Genomic DNA, 15,902 nt, shown 5'->3' on the forward strand with positions numbered 1-15,902 from the left:
GGCCGAGCTGGCCAAGAGCGACAACCCCGCTGCCGCGGCCGTGCTCAAGCGCCTGAAGGCCGCGCGCGTTGCCTTCGTCGAGGTGGTCGATTTCGTGGCGGGACAGACCAAGGCCTCGCCCAACGCCGTGTTCGCGGGCAGCGTGCCCTACCTGATGCTCGCGGGCAATCTCGTGGCCGGCTGGCAGCTGGCGCGCTCGCTGATCATTGCGCAGGACCTCGCCTCGCGCAGCTTCGACACCGACTTCATGCTGGCCAAGATCGCCACCGCGCGCTTCTATGCCGAGCACATCCTCAACAAGGTGCCGGGCATCCGCGACAGCATCGTCGACGGCGCGGAGAGCGTGACCGCGCTGGCGCTCGAATCCTTCTGAAGCAAGGACCAGCGCCCTCCCCCTCGCGCGACGACGTCAAGCCGGCGGCTCTCCCGTACTGGCAACGGCCGCTGAGCATTGGCGCCCTCTGGCGAAGCCTGCGCGACATATCGAACGACAACATCGGACCGAACACCCGGCCATCGGACACGTCCGCTGGCCCGACGCAGGCAACCGACGCAAGACGTGCGCTCGCTTTGCATCACGACTTTCCTCAGGAGGTTCCCGCGCTTGGCTTCACATTGCCGGAGGCGAGCGGACATGGCTTGTCGTAGCAGATCGAATCGGTAGTGCCGGCCCGACGAAATATCAGAGACTGATGGCCGCGATTCCCACCAGCACGATCACTCCCCCAGCAATGCGGCGTGCGAGATGGTCCTCACGAAAGAGCCAGCACGCGAGGAAAGCGCCGATGACGATGGATGACTCGCGCAGGGGCGCGATCAGAGCCACCGGCGCACTCAGCATGGCCGTGAGAACGAGGATGTAGGCCAGCGGGGACAACACGGCCACGATGAGGATCGGCACGGCGTCAGCGCGAAGGACACCGGGGATCCGATGCCGCCGCAGCAGCGCGATGGGTGTCAGGATCAGGCCTTGCAACAGGAGTGTGCCTGCGTAGTAGCTCACGGGCGCCAAGTGCCACGAGGTGACCGAGTAGCTGTCCCAGAGGGTGTATGTGGCGATGGTGGCACCTGTCGCGCCCCCCCAGAGGATCCCCGGCACGGGACGGCCGCTGCCGCTTCTGAACAGATTGCCGACAACGACGAGGATGCCCGCGACGATGAGCAACGCTCCGAGCATCGCGACCGCGGTGAGCCGTTCCCCCAACAGGAGAACCGCGAACAGCATCGTCAGCACGGGACCCGTGCCGCGGGCGACCGAATAGACCACGCCCAGCTCCGCGCGGTCGTAGCCGGCCTGCAACGTCAGGGAGTATGCGATGTGCAATGCGGCCGAAACGGCGGAACCCACCGCGAGCCGCCAATCGATCGCCTGCTGCCCCGTGACCATGAAGGCCATGCCGATCGGCACGCACAGCAGCGCCGAGGCGCAGGTATAGGCCCAGACGAAAAGAAGGGTGTCTCCGCGCTTGTATTTCGAGGCGATGTTCCACAGCGCATGGGCTGCCGCCGCGGCGAGGACGAGCGCCACGGTGCCGGGGTGCATCAGCAGATGTCGGGCAGGTCGATGCCTGCGCGCTCTGCGCGTCGGCTGCGCTCCGGATCGCGCAGGGCGAGCGTCGCGACCAGCGCGTCGATCACGACGAGTTGGGCCAGCCGGCTCCCTGCTGCGGCCATCTGCGCCGGCAGTGGTGCACCGCCGACGACCAGCGCGGTATCCGCGAGGGTGGCCAGTGGTGTGCCGTACTGATTGGTGATGGCAATGAGCGAGGCCCCGGCGGCCAACGCTGCATCGGCGATGGCGAGCGTGGTTGAAGTGCGTCCGGTCGAACTGACGGCGATCACGACATCGCCGGTGTCCAGGAGGCGCGTCGCGATCATCGCCGACAAGTAGTCCGGGATGCCGATGGTCGTCACGCCGACCGCGCGCAGACGGAAGACCGCGTCGGCGGCGACTGCCGCCGACGGGCCGGCACCGAATGCGATGACCTGTCGCGCCGACTGGATCGAGCGGACCGCTTCGTCGAGCGCAGGGAGTTCAACGGCCCCGCCGAGCGCGGTCAGTGCGTCGGTGCCTGCGCGGATGGACGTTTCGAGCACCGCGGCCGATGTCGCATCCGCAGCAAGCACTTCGGGAGGCGCGAAGAACCGGGTCGTGCCTCGGGCACGAGCGATCTCGATCTTGAGTTCGGTGAACCCGGTGAACCCGATCGCACGCGCGGCGCGGACCACGCTCGGTGGCGAAACGCCGGCACGAGCGGCAACCTGCGCGGTCGTGCTGGCGCCGACGAACAAGGGGTCAGCGAGCAGCAGAGCCACGACCTTCGCTTCGCTGGCGGCCAGATCGCCGCAACGGGCCTGGATGCTCCCTATCCATTGCCCGAGCCGCCCTTCATCGGAAGAAACTCCATTACCAATTTCATCTTTCATTTGGAATATATTACACACCTCATTCAGAGCAGACAACCTCGCGTGAGCAGGTGCTCTGCAACAAGTCGCAGGAGTCCCGTTGCATGAGTCCAGAAAGCAGTCCATCCGTGGCCATCGTGGGTCCGGGTGCCATCGGCACCACGATCGCGGCGCTGCTGCACGAGATCGACCGCACGCCGTTGCTGTGCGGCCGCACGTCCCGCGATCATCTGGCGCTGCACGATGGCGATCGCCTCATCACCATTGCCGGTCCGGTCCGGACCGATCCCACCCAGTTCGATCGCCCGGTCGATATCGTCTTTCTCGCCGTCAAGGCGACACAGATCGAGGCAGCCGCAGCATGGCTTGGTGCGTTGACCGGCCCCGAAACCGTCGTGTGCGTTCTGCAAAACGGCGTCGAGCAGTTGGACAAGGTCGCTCCACATTGCCGAAGGGGGCGGATCGTGCCCGCCATCGTGTGGTTTCCTGCGCAGGCGCAGCCCAACGGCTCAGTGCGCCTGCGTGGCGACGCTCGCCTCAGCCTGCCGGACACGCCGGAGTCCCGCGCGATCGCCGAGGCGCTGCAAGGCACCCGCTGTTTCGTCGAGCTGGCAGGCAATTTCGAATCCCTGGCCTGGCGCAAGCTGCTGCAGAACGCGGCGGCCGGACTCATGGCGCTCACGCATCGTCGCTCGGGCATGTTCGGCCGCCCCGACATCTCCAGGCTTGCCCTGGGCTATCTGCAGGAGTGCCTGGCGGTGGCCCGTGCCGAGGGCGCCGAACTTGGCGACGAAGTACCACAGGCGATCCTCGACAAGTTCCAGGCGTCTCCCGCCGACATGGGCACATCCATCCTCACGGATCGCGAAGCCTGCAGGCCGCTCGAATGGGACGTTCGCAACAGTGTGGTCTCACGTCGCGGCCGGGCTCACGGCATTCCCACACCCATCAGCGACGTTCTGGTGCCGCTCCTCGCGGCTGCGAGCGACGGCCCTGGTTGATTCCCGGCCGACGGACATCGCCATGGGCTCAGAAGGCACCTGGAGGCGCTCGGGCGAACTTGAGCGGCGGCCGAGCGGACCTCAATCCATGGCGCGACTTCGACTGGCCGGCGATCCCCGGCCATTTCGGCGAGCCGTGGTTTCTTCCCATCGTGGGCGCCTACTACCGCTTTCAGGACCTGGTACGCTGAAGGCCGCCAGCGAATGGCCCTCTCTAAAGGAGAAAAGGCCGGACACCTTTGAAAGTGTCCAGCTTGGTGGCTGGTCCTGCCGCCAGGATCGATCTATCTGCATCACCTATTGACCATGAGGCGTACGGCATCGCCGCGATGACACGCACAGAGGCGGCAACGCTCATCGAATTGCCTCTGGAATTGAGCGCCTGAAATTCAACTTCGGAATATCCGCCCCCCTTCAACGCATGGTCGTCGGTAACAAGGTGGTGGATCACGAACGGATCACCGGCATCCGCGAGTCGGAGGTTGAAGGCATCGCACTCTATGAAGTGTGCGATAGGCTTATCCGCAATGTCTGGTTCTATTCGGATGAGTAGACCGCTTCCGTGAGCGCGCCCTGCCGCGAGCGACAGTCGTCAATCGATGACGCCTTTGGGTTCGACCTGCTGCTTGTCTTTCGCGTCTGCCCGCTGGCCTTGACGCGCTTCTTCGCCGCGGCACTGCTGTGCAGAAAAACCATGCGCGAGTGGATTCCGCTTCGATCCATGGACTCGGTGTTCCTTCACAGGCATGCAAAGTCGTCCTACGCAGGGCGTGCCATGGATATAGCGATGCTCATGCGCAGGATCGCGCAACCAGCAGCAGCAACCAGTGCGAGGAGACTGCACCGCCATGCTCGCCACGACCCACCGGATACGGACCATCGCCGGCATCGACCTCTTCGTTCGGGAAGCCGGGCCGCGAGATGCGCCCGTACTCCTTCTGCCGCACGGCTATCCCTGTTCGTCGTTCCAGTTTCGCCGACTGATGCCGGCGCTCGCCTACCGTTGGCGCACCATCGCCGTCGACTGGCCGGGCTTCGGCTTGAGCGATACCCCGGAGCCGTCCGAGTTCGGCTACGACTTCGATGCCTATGCGTCGATCCTTGCGGGGGTTGTCGACAGCTTCGGATTGAAGCGCTACGCGCTATGGCTCCATGACTACGGTTCGCAGATCGGCCTGCGTCATGCGATCCAGCGACCCGAGGCGATTTCCGCGCTCATCATCCAGAACGGCGATATCTATGAAGATGCGCTCGGGCCAAAATACAAGAACATCAAGGCCTACTGGGCCGAGAAAACACCTGACACGCACAAGCCGCTGGTCGAGGCAGTGAGTGAGAAAGGATTCCGGGACGAGTTCGTGGGCGAGGTATCCGAAGAGGTGGCGGCCCGCATCCCGCCCGATCTCTGGAAGCTGCACTGGCCGCTGATGAACACGCCGGCGCGGACCCGCATTGCGGTCGGCTTGATGGAGGGGCTGGAGGCCAATCTCGGCTGGTTCCCCCGGTACCAGGCCTACCTTCGCGAGCACCGGCCCCCGACGCTGATCGTATGGGGCCCGCAGGACGGCTACATGCCGCGAGCGGCGGCACAAGCCTACCTGCGCGACCTGCCCGGTGCGGAACTCCACATCCTCCCGGATGCCGGCCACTGGCTGCTGGAGACGCACTTCGAAGAAGCGCTTGCCCTGGTGCAGGACTTCCTTTCCCGAACCCTGCGTTGACGGAGAACCCAAACCATCATGACCACCAAGCCCACCATCGCACGCATATGGCGAGGCCGCACGCGGCCGGAGGTCGCCGACGAATACGAAGCCTACAACCTGGCCGAAGGCGTGCCGCCCTTGGAAAAGACAGCGCTCGGCGTCCAGCTCCTGCGGGAGGACCGGGAAGACGAAACCTGGTTCACGACAATCTCCTATTGGGCGGACATGGATTCGATGACCGCGTTCACGAAAGGCGACCCGCAGGCGGTTCACCACCTGCCGCGGGACAAGGAGCTCTTGATCGAGCTGCCCGAGAAGATCCAGATCCATCGCATCGTGCTGGATCGGAAAAACTGAGCGGGCCACTCGATCCATCGGCAGGCGTACTTGCGCGGCGTCTTCCAGCTATATGACCGGCGCGGTCATCCCCGTCGATGGGGGGCGTCCGCGCGGTAGCGAAGGCACATGACCGCTACTTCAACGCGGCGCCGCCTCGCGCGAGGTACTGCGCCGAGAGGCGCGCGAACTGGCCTCCGTCCGTGCTGATCGAGGTCTGGCTGCCCGCTCCCGCGCTGAAAACGATCCCGATGGTGTGCATGTCGCCGTACTCCTGGGTGTTGGTCAGCATGTAGTCGACGTGGTTGTCGCGGTAGTGCTGGTCGGTGCCGCCGGGCGTGTCGGAGGGCACGCCCATCGGCGTCTGCCACCACAGGATCGGAAGGCCGTTGCCGAGCGCCGTGCGGTAGTCCGAATACTGCTTCTGGTTGTCGTGGAAGTTCGGACTGGTCTTGTTGCTTGCGTCCCAGTAGAACGGGGCGCTTCCGTTCTGGCACTCCGGGGGGGGCGATGCAGCTTCGCGGCAGCCCGCATCGCGGTCGCTGGTCTGGGCGACGATGAAGTCTGCCTGGTTCGCGCCGGCAGCACGCATCATCGCGGCGACTTCGACGGGCGTGCCGTTCCAGAAGGCGGGCGGAAACCCGATCAGCGCCTTCGGCGCGACCTTGCGGCCCATCTGCACGAAGCACTGGCCAAGGCCCGCGACGGTGTCGGGCAGCGTGGCGCATTCGGGCTGGCCGCTCACTGCGGCGGCCATCTTCGTCAGATCGCGGCCAGGCGCCTGCGACGCGGCGAAGCCCCAGAAGTCCGGCTCCACATTAACCAGGGCAGGCTTGTCCAGCTCCGCGATGCGCTGGTACATCAGCCGGACCTGCCCCCAGTACTTGCTCATGAAGGTCGCATCGCTGATGCCGCTGAGATTGCCCTCGCCGTTCGCGGTCATCTGGTAGAGCGTGAACATGGGAACTGCACCATAGGCGTCGGCAGCCTGCGCGGTGAAGGTGACATAGGCCCCATCGGGGCTGTTCCACGTAGGCCAGGACCCCGGGCCGACACCCACCAGATAGCGCTCGACGATGTCGGGATGGATGTCCTGGCTCTTCATGTCGTCGATGGAGGTCGCGCCCAGCCCGACCAGCACACGCGAGGGTTTGCCAAGCTTGTTGGCCATGGCGACGGTGGCCGGCACAGGCGCGCTGCCACCGGTTCCGCCCTGGGTCCCGCTACCGGAGGTGTTGCCGGCCGTTTGGTCGCCGTTGTTCTGGCCAGCATCGAATTGACCGCCGGTGCCGGCCTGGCCCGTCGGGTTGCCAACCAGCGGAATGCCGGTACCTCCGCCGCCGCCACCTCCTCCGCCACAACCGAAGAGCAGCAAAGAGGCCATCAGCGCGGAAACGCATCGCCGAGAAAGAATGTCCATGAGAGAGGTCCGAGAGAGGTCGAAGTCAAACAAACACCGGCGCGCCTGTGCATGCGCGCGCCGGTTCGGGTTCAGGGTGGTCCGGACAGCGCTGATGCCCCGATGGCACTCAGCGTGCGAGGTCCGCGATGAAGGCCGCGTCCTTCGCACCGCTGTAGATGCGGAAGTCCTGCATGCGCCCCTTGAAGTACGGATCGCCGCCGTACTGGGAGCGGCCCAGCCAGGTCCGGGTGGTGTTGCCCAGCTGGAAAGGATTGATCCAAATGCCGTCCGCGGTGGCCACCTGCGCGCCGTCCATGTAGAGCGTGCCCACGGTGCCCGAGAGCGTGACCGCCAGGTGCACCCAGCGCCCGGTGGGTGTCTCTCCGCCGGCCACCGACTCTTCCTTCCAGAACTGATTGCGAGAACCTGAGAAACGCAGCTGTTTGTTGCCGTCGCGAAGGATCAGGATCATGTAGGCCACGTCGTTGGAACCGAAGTCGAAAACGCGCGCGATGACCGACGCGGTATCCCAATAGACCCACACAGCGATAGTGAAATCGCCCAAGGCCGACACAGCCCCGTCTGGCAACTGGACGTGACCGCTGCGGCCATCAAGCTGCACGGCGCTTCCGCCATTGCGTCCTTCACCCCAACTCGTGCCGCCCGTCAATTGCGCATGCAGGCCGCGGCCGCTGGCGTCGTTGGCATCGCCGTTGAGCGGCAGGTGCAGCCACAGCTCGCCCGGGACTGCCACGCGCAGGGTATCTGCGCCGGTCATCTCCCCGGCGTCGGTCACCGCATCGATCCGGTAGTACCAGGTGCCCTGGTCGGGGTCGTCGGTGTAGGTGCGCGGTTCGGTGACCGGCGCGAGGGTCGTGAACGGACCGTTCAGCGAAGCTGCCCGCTGCACGAGGTACTGGGAAGCGCCTGCGGTGCCCCACCACGACAGCTGCACCTTTCCCTCGTTCAGGAATGCGCTCAGACCGCTGGGCCTGGCGGCGGGAACCGGATCGCGCGCATAGAGCAGCGTGCCGATGCCGGGCTGGTCGCCGCCATCGACGCGCTCGGGCCGGATCTTGTCGAGCATCGCCTTGGTCCAGGGGGCCGAGAGTCCCTTGCGGCTCACATAGTGGCTGTAGATGAGGTCCCAGTTGGGTCGCAGGCTGTTCGTGCCCGCGGCAGCGGTCCCCGCTCCATGGACACCCTCGTAAGGAGCGAACGGCATCGTGTACAGCGCGTTGCCGTTGGCATCCGCGAGGTTCGTCTTGGCCACGTACTCTGCACCGGCCAGCAGCCGGTTGTTCCAGTAGCCGAAGAGGTCCTCGCCCTGGTTCCAGGCCATCTGGCACAGCATCCCCGCCAGCGAGATGCCGAGGGTCGAGTGGCCCTGGTCGCGATGGCTCTCCTGCCACTGCCCCAGGTAACCGGGATGCACGTAGTAGACGTTGTTGGCACTCGCGCCGCAGCCGCGGCCGCTCTTGTAATAGTTGCTCGCTTCGGCGACCAGGTCGGGCCGGTCGCAGAACACGCCGATCGCGTAGACGGCGCAAATGTTGGCCAGGTCCCAGTTGGCCCAGTAGTGGGTGACCTTTCTGGTCTCCGTGCCGTTGTGGTTGACCAGGAAGTCGTGGGCCTTCGGATAGAACACGTTCAACAGCATGGTCTGGAAGCGCGCGACGTCTTCCTTCGCCCAGCCGGAGTAGGTCCGCATCAGTTCCGCGGCGTTGGCCCACTGGTTGCCGTAGAGGCCCGAGGCGAGGAAGACGTTGGAGTTGCCGCCCAGCTCGGTCAAGGTCGACGACCACGCGTTGAGGAACTCCACCGCCTTCTTCGCATAGCTCTCGTCGTTGGAGATCTTCCAGCGCAATGCGAGGTGAAGGGCGCGCACCATGTCGCCGACCATCTGCCAGTAGTTCTCGCCATCGACGCCTCGCGTTACCAACGCCAGGGGGCGCGGCTTCGCATCGAGGTTGGTGTTGTTCGTCTTGAGCATCATGTTCAAGCCGCCCACCCAGGGCTCCGCATTGGCGGCCAACTTGTCCCGGATGCGCTGCAGGTCGGCCTCGGTGACGAGCAGGCCGGGGTGCGTGATCTTGCGTACTTCAGGCTCGGGAGCGGTCGGCTCGGGCGCCGGGGTGGCGGGCGTATCGACACCGGCGGCAGCATCAGGCGTGGCACCCGGTGTCTGCTGCGCGGTGGATCCCCCTATCGGCGAAAAGCCTCCGCCGCTACCACCACCGCAAGCCGTCGTGCCAAGGGCCAATGCGCTCGCGGTGCCGATGAAGAAGGTGCGGCGATCCAGCAGAGCTGCATTCTTGTCGTCGTTCGATGAATGTGTCATTTATCGCAAATTTGTAAATAAATGATTCCGCAAGCTGCGTGCCATTCGCTTCGATGGTTCGATGAAATGAAATCGGTAAAACCGATGGATGCATTGCGCACGTTGCGAGGGACACGCAGTGGCAAGAAGTGACATTCGTTGTCACATGAGACGCCGGCGACACGACATTGAATGTCACGGCCCTGTGCCATGCCTCCACGGATTCGGGCTGCACGACAGGGCAGGACTCATGAGTGTGACCTGTACTGAGGCGACAACGAGCGTTGAATTGCCTCTAAAAATGAGCGACTGAATTTCATTTTTCAAATGACCGAAAGCACTGCAACTTGCTTTCGTTGATGCCATCTCCACGGCGCGGCGATGCCGATGCTTTCGCTGGCCACGGCATCGTCTTCTTGCGATCGGCGTTGCAGCGACGACGCTCGCCATGACATCGAAAGATGGGCATGCAGCGATCAGAGACACCGCGTCTTCTTGCCCGCCCGGGTCACTGCCGACCCCGGTTCTTCGCAACCGCCCGCCTCATGTTTCGCAAGCGGCATGGACGTCTCGCTAGCCAGCACCCCGTACTGCCGACACGGCAGCACGCAAGGCGAGCAGGTAGCTGTCCAGCCCGAAGCCGCAGATCTGGCCCTTCACGAGGTCCGCGAACACCGAGTGATGCCGGAACTCCTCGCGCGCGTGGATGTTGGACATGTGCAGTTCGATCACTGGTACCGTGAGGATCGCCAGCGCATCCCGGATGCCGTAGCTGTAGTGCGTCCATGCGCCGGCGTTGATCAGGACCGCGTCGACGCCATCCGCGAAACCCTGATGGATGCGCTCGCACATGGCGCTTTCGCTATTGGTCTGGAAGCACTCGACCTCCGCGTCGAGTTCCATGCCCAGCGCCTGCAGCTTCGCGTTGATCTCGGCGAGCGTCGTGGTGCCGTACTGCTTCGGATCGCGCTTGCCGAACATGTTGTGGTTGATGCCGTGGAGCATGAGGATCTTCATGGGATCTTTCCTTCTTGTCGCGGCCTCAAGCCAGCGGGATGGTCATGCGCTCGATGACCGCACGGGTGTCGGGCCTCACGCCGCGCCACCACAGGAAGGCTTCCGCCGCCTGCTCGACCAGCATGCCCACGCCGTCGGCAAGCTTGGGCACGCCGGCGTTCTGCGCCAGGCGCAAGAAGGGCGTCAGGCCCTTGCCGTAGGCCAGTTCATAGGCGAGCGTCGCGTTCTGGAGGGCCTCCGCCGGCACCGGCGGCAGTTCGGCCTTCAGGCTGGCCGAGGTGCCGTTGATCACGATGTCGAATCGCTCCCCGGCCAGGTCTGCGTAGGCGCAGGCGCGCAGGGGGCCATGCACCGCGAACTGCGCAGCCAGATCGTCCGCCTTCGACAAGGTGCGGTTCGCGAGCACCAGTTCTGCCGGCTGCTGTGCCAGAAAGGGCAACAGGGCTCCGCGCACCGCACCGCCCGAGCCGAGGACCAGCATGCGCGCGCCCTTCAGCGAGAAACCCAGGTTGCTCTGAATGTCCCTGGTCAACCCCACGCCGTCAAAGTTGTCGGCAATGATGCGGTCGCCCTCGAACTTGAGCGCATTGGTGGCACCGGCCAACTCGGCACGTTCCAGCCGCTCGGTCGCCAGGGCCAGCGCCTGCAGCTTGAACGGCGCCGTCACGTTCAGGCCCAGCCCGCCCGCCTTGCGAAACGCGTGCACGTCGTCCGAGAAGCGCTCGAGCGAGCCTTCGATGGCGCCGTATTCGATGTCCTGGCCAGTCGCCTTCGCAAAGCTGCGGTGGATCAGCGGCGACTTGGTGTGGCCGATGGGATTGCCGATGACGGCGTAGCGATCGCTCATGCGGCCCTCCTCCTCATGCGCTGTAGAGAACGCCGTCGGCCTGCATCTCGGCGATCTGGGCGGCGTCGTAGCCCAGGCTCGCGGCGATCTCGGCGTTGTGCTCGCCGAGCTCGGGCGCCACCTGCGTGATCGAGGTGTCGCAGCTCGACATGCGGAAAGGCAGGTTGGGCAGGCGGATCTTGCCCAGCACCGGGTGCTCCTGCTCCACCACCATGCCGCGCGCCTGGATCTGCGGGTCGGCCAGCACTTCGTCGATGCGCTGCACCTTGGCGCAGGGCACGTCGATGCCGTCGAGCATCCCCAGGATCTCGGCCACGGGGCGCTGCGCCACCCACGGGCGGACCACCTCGAGGATTTCCAGGCGTCTCGCGTTGCGCCCGGCCGCATCGTGCAGGCGCGTGTCGCCTCCGAAGCCGGCGGGTCCGCCGTTGCGCTCGACCAGGGCGGCGAAGCGTTTCCATGCATCGTCGACCTGCGCGGCGATGACCAGGTCGCCGTCCTGTGCACGGAACACGCCGTACAGGGTCGAATTGGGCATGTCGTGGCCGGTCTGCACCGGCACTTCCTTGCCGCCCGACAGCGTGTAGCACTGCACCGCGTATTCGTGCATCGACACCAGCGTGTCGTACAGCGCCATGTCGATGTGCTGCCCGCGGCCCGACCTCACGCGGCCCAGCAGCGCGGCGTTGATCGCCGCCACGGCGTGGATGCCGGTGTACATGTCGCCGAGCGAGATGCGCAGCAGCGGCGGCGCCTCGCCGGGATTGCCGACCATCTGCATGATGCCGCTCTTGGCCTCGGCAATGAGACCGAAGCCGGCGCGGTGCGAGTCCGGCCCCGTATGGCCGTACGCGGAGATCGAGCAGTAGACGAGGCCTGGATTGGTCTCGGCCAGCTCCGCATAGCCCAGGCCCAGCTTGTCCAACGCACCGGGGCGATAGTTCTCGACGAACACATCGGCGCTGTCGACCAGCTTCTTCATCAGGGCACGGCCGCGCGGGTCCTTGGTGTTGACCGACAGGCCCTTCTTGCCCATGTTCTGCTGCAGGAAGTAGCCGCTGTGGTCGCCGACGAACCAGGCGTGCTGACGCCCCGCATCGCCGGAGCCGGGGCGCTCCACCTTGATGACTTCGGCGCCCAGCGCGGCCAGGCACCGGCCCACATAGGGCCCGGCGAGGAAGTGGCTGTAGTCGATGACGCGGATTCCCGCCAGCGGCAATGCCTGCCGTGCCGCCGCGTTCATGCCGGCCTCCTGGGCACCATCACGCGATGCTCGCCCTTCTGCACGACTTCGTCGCGCTGGTTGATCAGCTCGGACGGCAGCACCAGGATGCCCCAGCCGGGCTTGCTCTTCGATTCGCGCTTGGACTCGACGCGGAATCTCACCCGCACCGTGTCGCCGAGCTTGATGGGCACGACGAAGCTCCATTCCCAGCCCAGCGACATGCCGGGCACGAAGCGCATGTCGCTCCTGGTCTTCAGGCCGTCGGCGATCGAAAGGCCGAAGAGGCCGTGGGCCACGCGGGTGCCGAAAGGCGTGGTGCGGGCGTAGGCCTCGTCGGTATGCACGGGCGTGTGGTCGCCCGTGAGATCGGCGTAGGCCATCACGCGGGCTTCCGTCACTTCGTACGACGGGCTGATGCATTCCTCGCCGACGACGGCGTCGTCCCAGTACTTGTCTTCGATGGTGAGTGTGTTCATGTGTGGGTCTCCGGTTCGAGCAGGGCTCAGGCGCGGGGATCGATCGCCAGCGCCTTGGCAACGGCCCCGGGGCTGGCCTGGATGAATTCGACGGCCAGGCCATCGGGCAGGCGCAGCCAGTTGCGGCCCTGCGGCATCTCCGTGACGCCGAAGGCCTTTGCGGCGGCCAGTGCGGCCTCGAGGTCTTCGCACATCACGCCCAGGTGGCCCAGCCGCCCTTCGGGGCCGGCGTAATCGGGCTTGGCCATGAACTGCATGCCCCCGAGCGTCCAGTACTGGATCGGCTCTTCGACGGTGCCCTGCACTTCCCGCATCGTCATGCCGCACACATCGTGGAAGAACTTGATGTGCCAATGGATGTCGCGCACCCAGATGGCGACATGCTCGACATAGGCTTTAGGCGTGACCTGTGAGGTCATCTCGCCTCCATGCGGCGCTCGATGCCCTTGATCGCGGCGACCAGCGTCTGGTTGACCGGTGTCGGTATGTTGTATTTCCGGCCGATGCGCACGACCGCGCCGTTGATGAAGTCAATCTCGGTGATCGAGCCTTTTTCCAGGCTCTGCAGCATCGAGGTCTTGAATGCGTAGGGCAGCCCCTGCGCAGCCATCAGCCAGGCGTCGCGCGGCGCCTTGATCGACAGCTTCACGCCGCCGGCCTCTGCAACGGTCATGGCCTCGGTCACCGCGGCGATGGCCGTGACTTCAATCTCCGGTACCGTATAGAGACTGCCGTAGACTTGGCCGGTGATGCCGCTGAGCGCGCCGGTTGCGACGTTGATCAGAAGCTTGTCCCACATCGCGCCGAGGATGTTGTCGCTGACCTCACAAGGCAGCTCGGCGCGCTCGAACTCGGCGGCGATCGCCTTGGCGCGCTCGCTGATACGGCCGTCGATCTCGCCGATCACGGTGCGCTTGCCCTGCGTGCCGGCAATGACATGGCCAGGGCCGAGCATCACGCCGCCGACGTAGGTCTTGCCGGCGAGGACATGCCCTGCGCCCACCACCTCCGAGAGGATTTCTTCATGGCCCATGCCGTTCTGCAGCGACATCACGGCTGTGTGGGGGCCCGCGATGTCTCGCGCGCCTTCGATGGCTGCTCGCGTATGGAAGGACTTGACCAGCACGATGAGGAGGTCCGGAGGCTCCAGCTTCGCGCAGTCGAGCGCGGCGCGGACCCGGACGACGCGCTCCGAATCACCAACCCTCATGCGCAGGCCGTCGCGGTTGATCGCGTCGACGTGGGCCTGGAAGGGGTCGATCAATGTGACATCGGACCCCGCTGCGGCAAGGGTCCCGCCGATGGCGCAACCCAATGCCCCGGCACCGAGAAAGTAGATCTTCATGTGAGCCTTCGTTCGGAATGACCCGACGATAGGTTCCGGCGATCATGCTGCCCATGGCATGGCTGCAATGATCTACATTTCATTTTGAAATGGAGATGCCGCTTGGACAATGACGACGACATCGAAGGCGACGCGTCCCTTCTCAGCAGCAAGCTGCTGCGCCTGTTCGACCTGCTCTACAGCACGAACAGCGTAACGCGGGCCGGGGAGGCGATGGGCCAGAGCCAGCCGACCGTGAGCAACTGGCTTGGAAGGCTGCGCCGGCAGCTGGGCGACGAACTTTTCGTGCGCACCACCACCGGCATGCAGCCCACGCCGCGCGCACAGGAGCTGATCGTGCCGGTGCGAGAAGCCCTGGCCGCGCTGCGTCGCGTGGCCGCGCCCGCCGAAGCCTTCGCCCCGTCGGTCGCCACGCGGCGCTTTCGGATCTGCATGACGGATGCCAGCCACATCACCCTGCTGCCGCGCTTGCTGGCGCATGTGCGCGCGGTCGCGCCCGGCGTTCGCCTGGAGGCCGCGCGCATCGACGAGCAAACGGCCCAGGCGCTGGAATCCGGCGAGGCGGATCTCGCGATCGGCCTGGTGCCCCAGCTCGAATCGGGCTTCTACCAGCAGGTTCTTTATCCACAGGACTGGGTGTGCCTCGTCAATGCACGCCACCCTCGCATCGGCCTCAAGGGATTGGGCCTGCGCGAATACAAGGTCGAGGCCCATGTCGGCATCGTCGGGGGCACCGGCGCTCAGTTGCTGGAAGCCGCACTGCAGCGGCAAAAAGTCGAGCGGCGCGTCCTGTTGGAGCTGCCGGGGTTTCTTGGCCTTGCGGCCGTTGTATCCACAACCGACCTGATCGCGACCGTGCCGCGTCATATCGGCGAAACCCTCGCCAGCTCAGGTGGGAGCACCTTGAAGGTTCACGATTGTCCGGTGCGAGTGCCGCCGTTCACCGTCAAACAGCACTGGCACGTCCGATACCACCAAGACCCAGCCAGTCGCTGGTTGCGCACGGTGTGCGAGGAGTTGTTTGCGCCCAAGCCCTTGAAGGCCAAGCCACGGAGCTAGTTGCACGAAGGTTGTGCCAGAGGTGCTCGGTACAGTGAGGCAGCATGGAGCTGGATGGATGGGCCCAAGGGCAGGAGTAACCGAGGCGCGTGTCCTCAGCGCAGCGAGACTTCGGTGCCGTCCGCAGCCACCATGACACCTGGTGAACTCTCGTCGATCTCGATGCGCACGCCCATGTGCTTCTCGGGCATCTGGACCGTCCTGCCTCGGTTGCTTGTCATCCAGCTCAAGCATTCGAGGTATTCGTCGCGCAGCACCGGCGGTAGCACGAACTTCTGCGGATAGACGTTGTCGTGAGCTCTCCAGTGCATGGAGAGCTTCTCGGTCATCGCGAGGTAGAGCGTTGTCATTTCCCTAGGGCTGTCGAGGGCGGATCTTGATCGTCGTTGTGGAAGAACTACTCTTTTATGCCATGAGCACCGAATTGAAGGCTATCGATTTGCCTGAAGGGTGGACATGCCTGCTGGAACTGAAGCAGTTGCCCGACGGCGCGTTCTCCGGGAAGGCCGAATTGCGCCAAAGGCGCCGTACACGATGCGTGCTGGTCTTGACGCAATGCGCCACGCAGGAAGCCGCACTGGACTGTGGATTTCCGCGCTCGATCGACCCACACCTCCATCGAGCGTGGCCCCATTGAAATGCCCTTGCGAAGCATTGTCCATCAGGCAGGTTGAGCTCTGCATGCGGATCAACGCCTCACGGAAAGATGGGGCACTTCGAGATGGAAATTAACATTCTAGGAGGCGACGTTGGCGCAGCGGTAAG

Annotated in this window: 19 protein-coding genes; 7 read left to right on the plus strand and 12 right to left on the minus strand. The window is 65.0% G+C overall.

The window, feature by feature from the left end:
* A partial coding sequence (locus EJP69_RS18765; RefSeq protein WP_170217166.1) for an acyl-CoA dehydrogenase C-terminal domain-containing protein occupies positions 1-373 on the plus strand: 373 nt, incomplete at its 5' end.
* 309 nt (positions 374-682) lie between these two features.
* Here EJP69_RS18765 and EJP69_RS18770 read toward each other — a convergent pair.
* Both EJP69_RS18770 and EJP69_RS18775 read right to left on the minus strand, forming a co-directional pair.
* Entirely contained in the window at positions 683-1,543 is an 861-nt protein-coding gene (locus EJP69_RS18770) for a DMT family transporter (protein ID WP_093210058.1), read from the minus strand.
* The gene (locus tag EJP69_RS18775) at positions 1,543-2,427 is read right to left on the minus strand and encodes a MurR/RpiR family transcriptional regulator (protein ID WP_093210057.1); all 885 of its coding nucleotides are present in this window, start codon (positions 2,425-2,427) and stop codon (positions 1,543-1,545) included. Before EJP69_RS18775 ends, EJP69_RS18770 begins: the two co-directional genes overlap by 1 nt.
* A gap of 83 nt (positions 2,428-2,510) precedes the next feature.
* Between EJP69_RS18775 and EJP69_RS18780 the strand changes: the two genes are divergently transcribed.
* Positions 2,511-3,407, plus strand: a complete 897-nt coding sequence (locus EJP69_RS18780; RefSeq protein ID WP_126472069.1) for an oxidoreductase — start codon at positions 2,511-2,513, stop codon at positions 3,405-3,407.
* A gap of 59 nt (positions 3,408-3,466) precedes the next feature.
* Complete coding sequence (locus EJP69_RS29995; protein ID WP_256230713.1) at positions 3,467-3,598, plus strand: hypothetical protein; 132 nt, start codon at positions 3,467-3,469, stop codon at positions 3,596-3,598.
* A gap of 401 nt (positions 3,599-3,999) precedes the next feature.
* Here the strand turns inward: EJP69_RS29995 and EJP69_RS29640 are convergent, their stop codons facing one another.
* Positions 4,000-4,155, minus strand: a complete 156-nt coding sequence (locus tag EJP69_RS29640; protein WP_176947679.1) for a hypothetical protein — start codon at positions 4,153-4,155, stop codon at positions 4,000-4,002.
* A gap of 100 nt (positions 4,156-4,255) precedes the next feature.
* On the opposite strand from EJP69_RS29640, the gene EJP69_RS18785 reads away from it, so the two are divergent.
* Both EJP69_RS18785 and EJP69_RS18790 read left to right on the plus strand, forming a co-directional pair.
* Positions 4,256-5,128, plus strand: coding sequence for an alpha/beta fold hydrolase (locus tag EJP69_RS18785; protein ID WP_093210054.1), 873 nt, complete (start codon positions 4,256-4,258; stop codon positions 5,126-5,128).
* A gap of 18 nt (positions 5,129-5,146) precedes the next feature.
* Complete coding sequence (locus tag EJP69_RS18790; RefSeq protein WP_093210052.1) at positions 5,147-5,467, plus strand: antibiotic biosynthesis monooxygenase family protein; 321 nt, start codon at positions 5,147-5,149, stop codon at positions 5,465-5,467.
* Positions 5,468-5,582: 115 nt separating this feature from the next.
* On the opposite strand, the gene EJP69_RS18795 is transcribed toward EJP69_RS18790, so the two are convergent.
* The 8 genes from EJP69_RS18795 to EJP69_RS18830 form a co-directional block, all read right to left on the minus strand.
* Positions 5,583-6,866 (minus strand): hypothetical protein, encoded by a 1,284-nt coding sequence (locus EJP69_RS18795; RefSeq protein ID WP_240652203.1) that lies wholly within the window; start codon positions 6,864-6,866, stop codon positions 5,583-5,585.
* Between the two features lie 109 nt (positions 6,867-6,975).
* On the minus strand, positions 6,976-9,189 hold the full coding sequence (locus EJP69_RS18800) for a LamG-like jellyroll fold domain-containing protein (protein ID WP_093210049.1): 2,214 nt from the start codon (positions 9,187-9,189) through the stop codon (positions 6,976-6,978).
* Between the two features lie 552 nt (positions 9,190-9,741).
* Positions 9,742-10,185 carry a type II 3-dehydroquinate dehydratase gene (aroQ, locus tag EJP69_RS18805; RefSeq protein WP_093210047.1) on the minus strand — a complete coding sequence of 148 codons (444 nt, stop codon included), beginning with the start codon at positions 10,183-10,185 and terminating at the stop codon, positions 9,742-9,744.
* Between the two features lie 25 nt (positions 10,186-10,210).
* Positions 10,211-11,032, minus strand: coding sequence for a shikimate dehydrogenase (aroE, locus tag EJP69_RS18810; RefSeq protein WP_093210045.1), 822 nt, complete (start codon positions 11,030-11,032; stop codon positions 10,211-10,213).
* Between the two features lie 13 nt (positions 11,033-11,045).
* Positions 11,046-12,275 (minus strand): CaiB/BaiF CoA transferase family protein, encoded by a 1,230-nt coding sequence (locus EJP69_RS18815; RefSeq protein ID WP_093210044.1) that lies wholly within the window; start codon positions 12,273-12,275, stop codon positions 11,046-11,048.
* The gene (locus tag EJP69_RS18820; RefSeq protein WP_093210042.1) at positions 12,272-12,733 is read right to left on the minus strand and encodes a MaoC family dehydratase; all 462 of its coding nucleotides are present in this window, start codon (positions 12,731-12,733) and stop codon (positions 12,272-12,274) included. Before EJP69_RS18820 ends, EJP69_RS18815 begins: the two co-directional genes overlap by 4 nt.
* Before the next feature lie 26 nt (positions 12,734-12,759).
* Positions 12,760-13,152, minus strand: a complete 393-nt coding sequence (locus tag EJP69_RS18825) for a VOC family protein (RefSeq protein WP_093307871.1) — start codon at positions 13,150-13,152, stop codon at positions 12,760-12,762.
* On the minus strand, positions 13,149-14,078 hold the full coding sequence (locus EJP69_RS18830; protein WP_093210039.1) for a ketopantoate reductase family protein: 930 nt from the start codon (positions 14,076-14,078) through the stop codon (positions 13,149-13,151). Before EJP69_RS18830 ends, EJP69_RS18825 begins: the two co-directional genes overlap by 4 nt.
* 102 nt (positions 14,079-14,180) lie before the next feature.
* Here EJP69_RS18830 and EJP69_RS18835 point away from each other — a divergent pair, with 102 nt between their 5' ends.
* Positions 14,181-15,137, plus strand: a complete 957-nt coding sequence (locus EJP69_RS18835) for a LysR family transcriptional regulator (protein WP_093210038.1) — start codon at positions 14,181-14,183, stop codon at positions 15,135-15,137.
* Positions 15,138-15,232: 95 nt separating this feature from the next.
* Here the strand turns inward: EJP69_RS18835 and EJP69_RS18840 are convergent, their stop codons facing one another.
* Positions 15,233-15,487 carry a hypothetical protein gene (locus EJP69_RS18840; RefSeq protein WP_093210036.1) on the minus strand — a complete coding sequence of 85 codons (255 nt, stop codon included), beginning with the start codon at positions 15,485-15,487 and terminating at the stop codon, positions 15,233-15,235.
* A gap of 62 nt (positions 15,488-15,549) precedes the next feature.
* Here EJP69_RS18840 and EJP69_RS18845 point away from each other — a divergent pair, with 62 nt between their 5' ends.
* Positions 15,550-15,774, plus strand: a complete 225-nt coding sequence (locus tag EJP69_RS18845; RefSeq protein WP_126472071.1) for a hypothetical protein — start codon at positions 15,550-15,552, stop codon at positions 15,772-15,774.
* Positions 15,775-15,902: the final 128 nt, after the last annotated feature.

It is taken from the genome of Variovorax gossypii, from assembly GCF_003965815.1.
Lineage (GTDB): Bacteria > Pseudomonadota > Gammaproteobacteria > Burkholderiales > Burkholderiaceae_C > Variovorax > Variovorax gossypii.

Coding starts and splice junctions, on each gene's coding strand:
- EJP69_RS18770 (WP_093210058.1), bottom strand. CDS start 1,543: ATGCACCCCGGCACCGTGGCGCTCGTCCTCGCCGCGGCGGCAGCCCAT.
- EJP69_RS18775 (WP_093210057.1), bottom strand. CDS start 2,427: ATGAAAGATGAAATTGGTAATGGAGTTTCTTCCGATGAAGGGCGGCTC.
- EJP69_RS18780 (WP_126472069.1), top strand. CDS start 2,511: ATGAGTCCAGAAAGCAGTCCATCCGTGGCCATCGTGGGTCCGGGTGCC.
- EJP69_RS29640 (WP_176947679.1), bottom strand. CDS start 4,155: ATGCCTGTGAAGGAACACCGAGTCCATGGATCGAAGCGGAATCCACTC.
- EJP69_RS18785 (WP_093210054.1), top strand. CDS start 4,256: ATGCTCGCCACGACCCACCGGATACGGACCATCGCCGGCATCGACCTC.
- EJP69_RS18790 (WP_093210052.1), top strand. CDS start 5,147: ATGACCACCAAGCCCACCATCGCACGCATATGGCGAGGCCGCACGCGG.
- EJP69_RS18795 (WP_240652203.1), bottom strand. CDS start 6,866: ATGGACATTCTTTCTCGGCGATGCGTTTCCGCGCTGATGGCCTCTTTG.
- EJP69_RS18800 (WP_093210049.1), bottom strand. CDS start 9,189: ATGACACATTCATCGAACGACGACAAGAATGCAGCTCTGCTGGATCGC.
- aroQ (WP_093210047.1), bottom strand. CDS start 10,185: ATGAAGATCCTCATGCTCCACGGCATCAACCACAACATGTTCGGCAAG.
- aroE (WP_093210045.1), bottom strand. CDS start 11,032: ATGAGCGATCGCTACGCCGTCATCGGCAATCCCATCGGCCACACCAAG.
- EJP69_RS18815 (WP_093210044.1), bottom strand. CDS start 12,275: ATGAACGCGGCGGCACGGCAGGCATTGCCGCTGGCGGGAATCCGCGTC.
- EJP69_RS18820 (WP_093210042.1), bottom strand. CDS start 12,733: ATGAACACACTCACCATCGAAGACAAGTACTGGGACGACGCCGTCGTC.
- EJP69_RS18825 (WP_093307871.1), bottom strand. CDS start 13,152: ATGACCTCACAGGTCACGCCTAAAGCCTATGTCGAGCATGTCGCCATC.
- EJP69_RS18830 (WP_093210039.1), bottom strand. CDS start 14,078: ATGAAGATCTACTTTCTCGGTGCCGGGGCATTGGGTTGCGCCATCGGC.
- EJP69_RS18840 (WP_093210036.1), bottom strand. CDS start 15,487: ATGACAACGCTCTACCTCGCGATGACCGAGAAGCTCTCCATGCACTGG.
- EJP69_RS18845 (WP_126472071.1), top strand. CDS start 15,550: ATGAGCACCGAATTGAAGGCTATCGATTTGCCTGAAGGGTGGACATGC.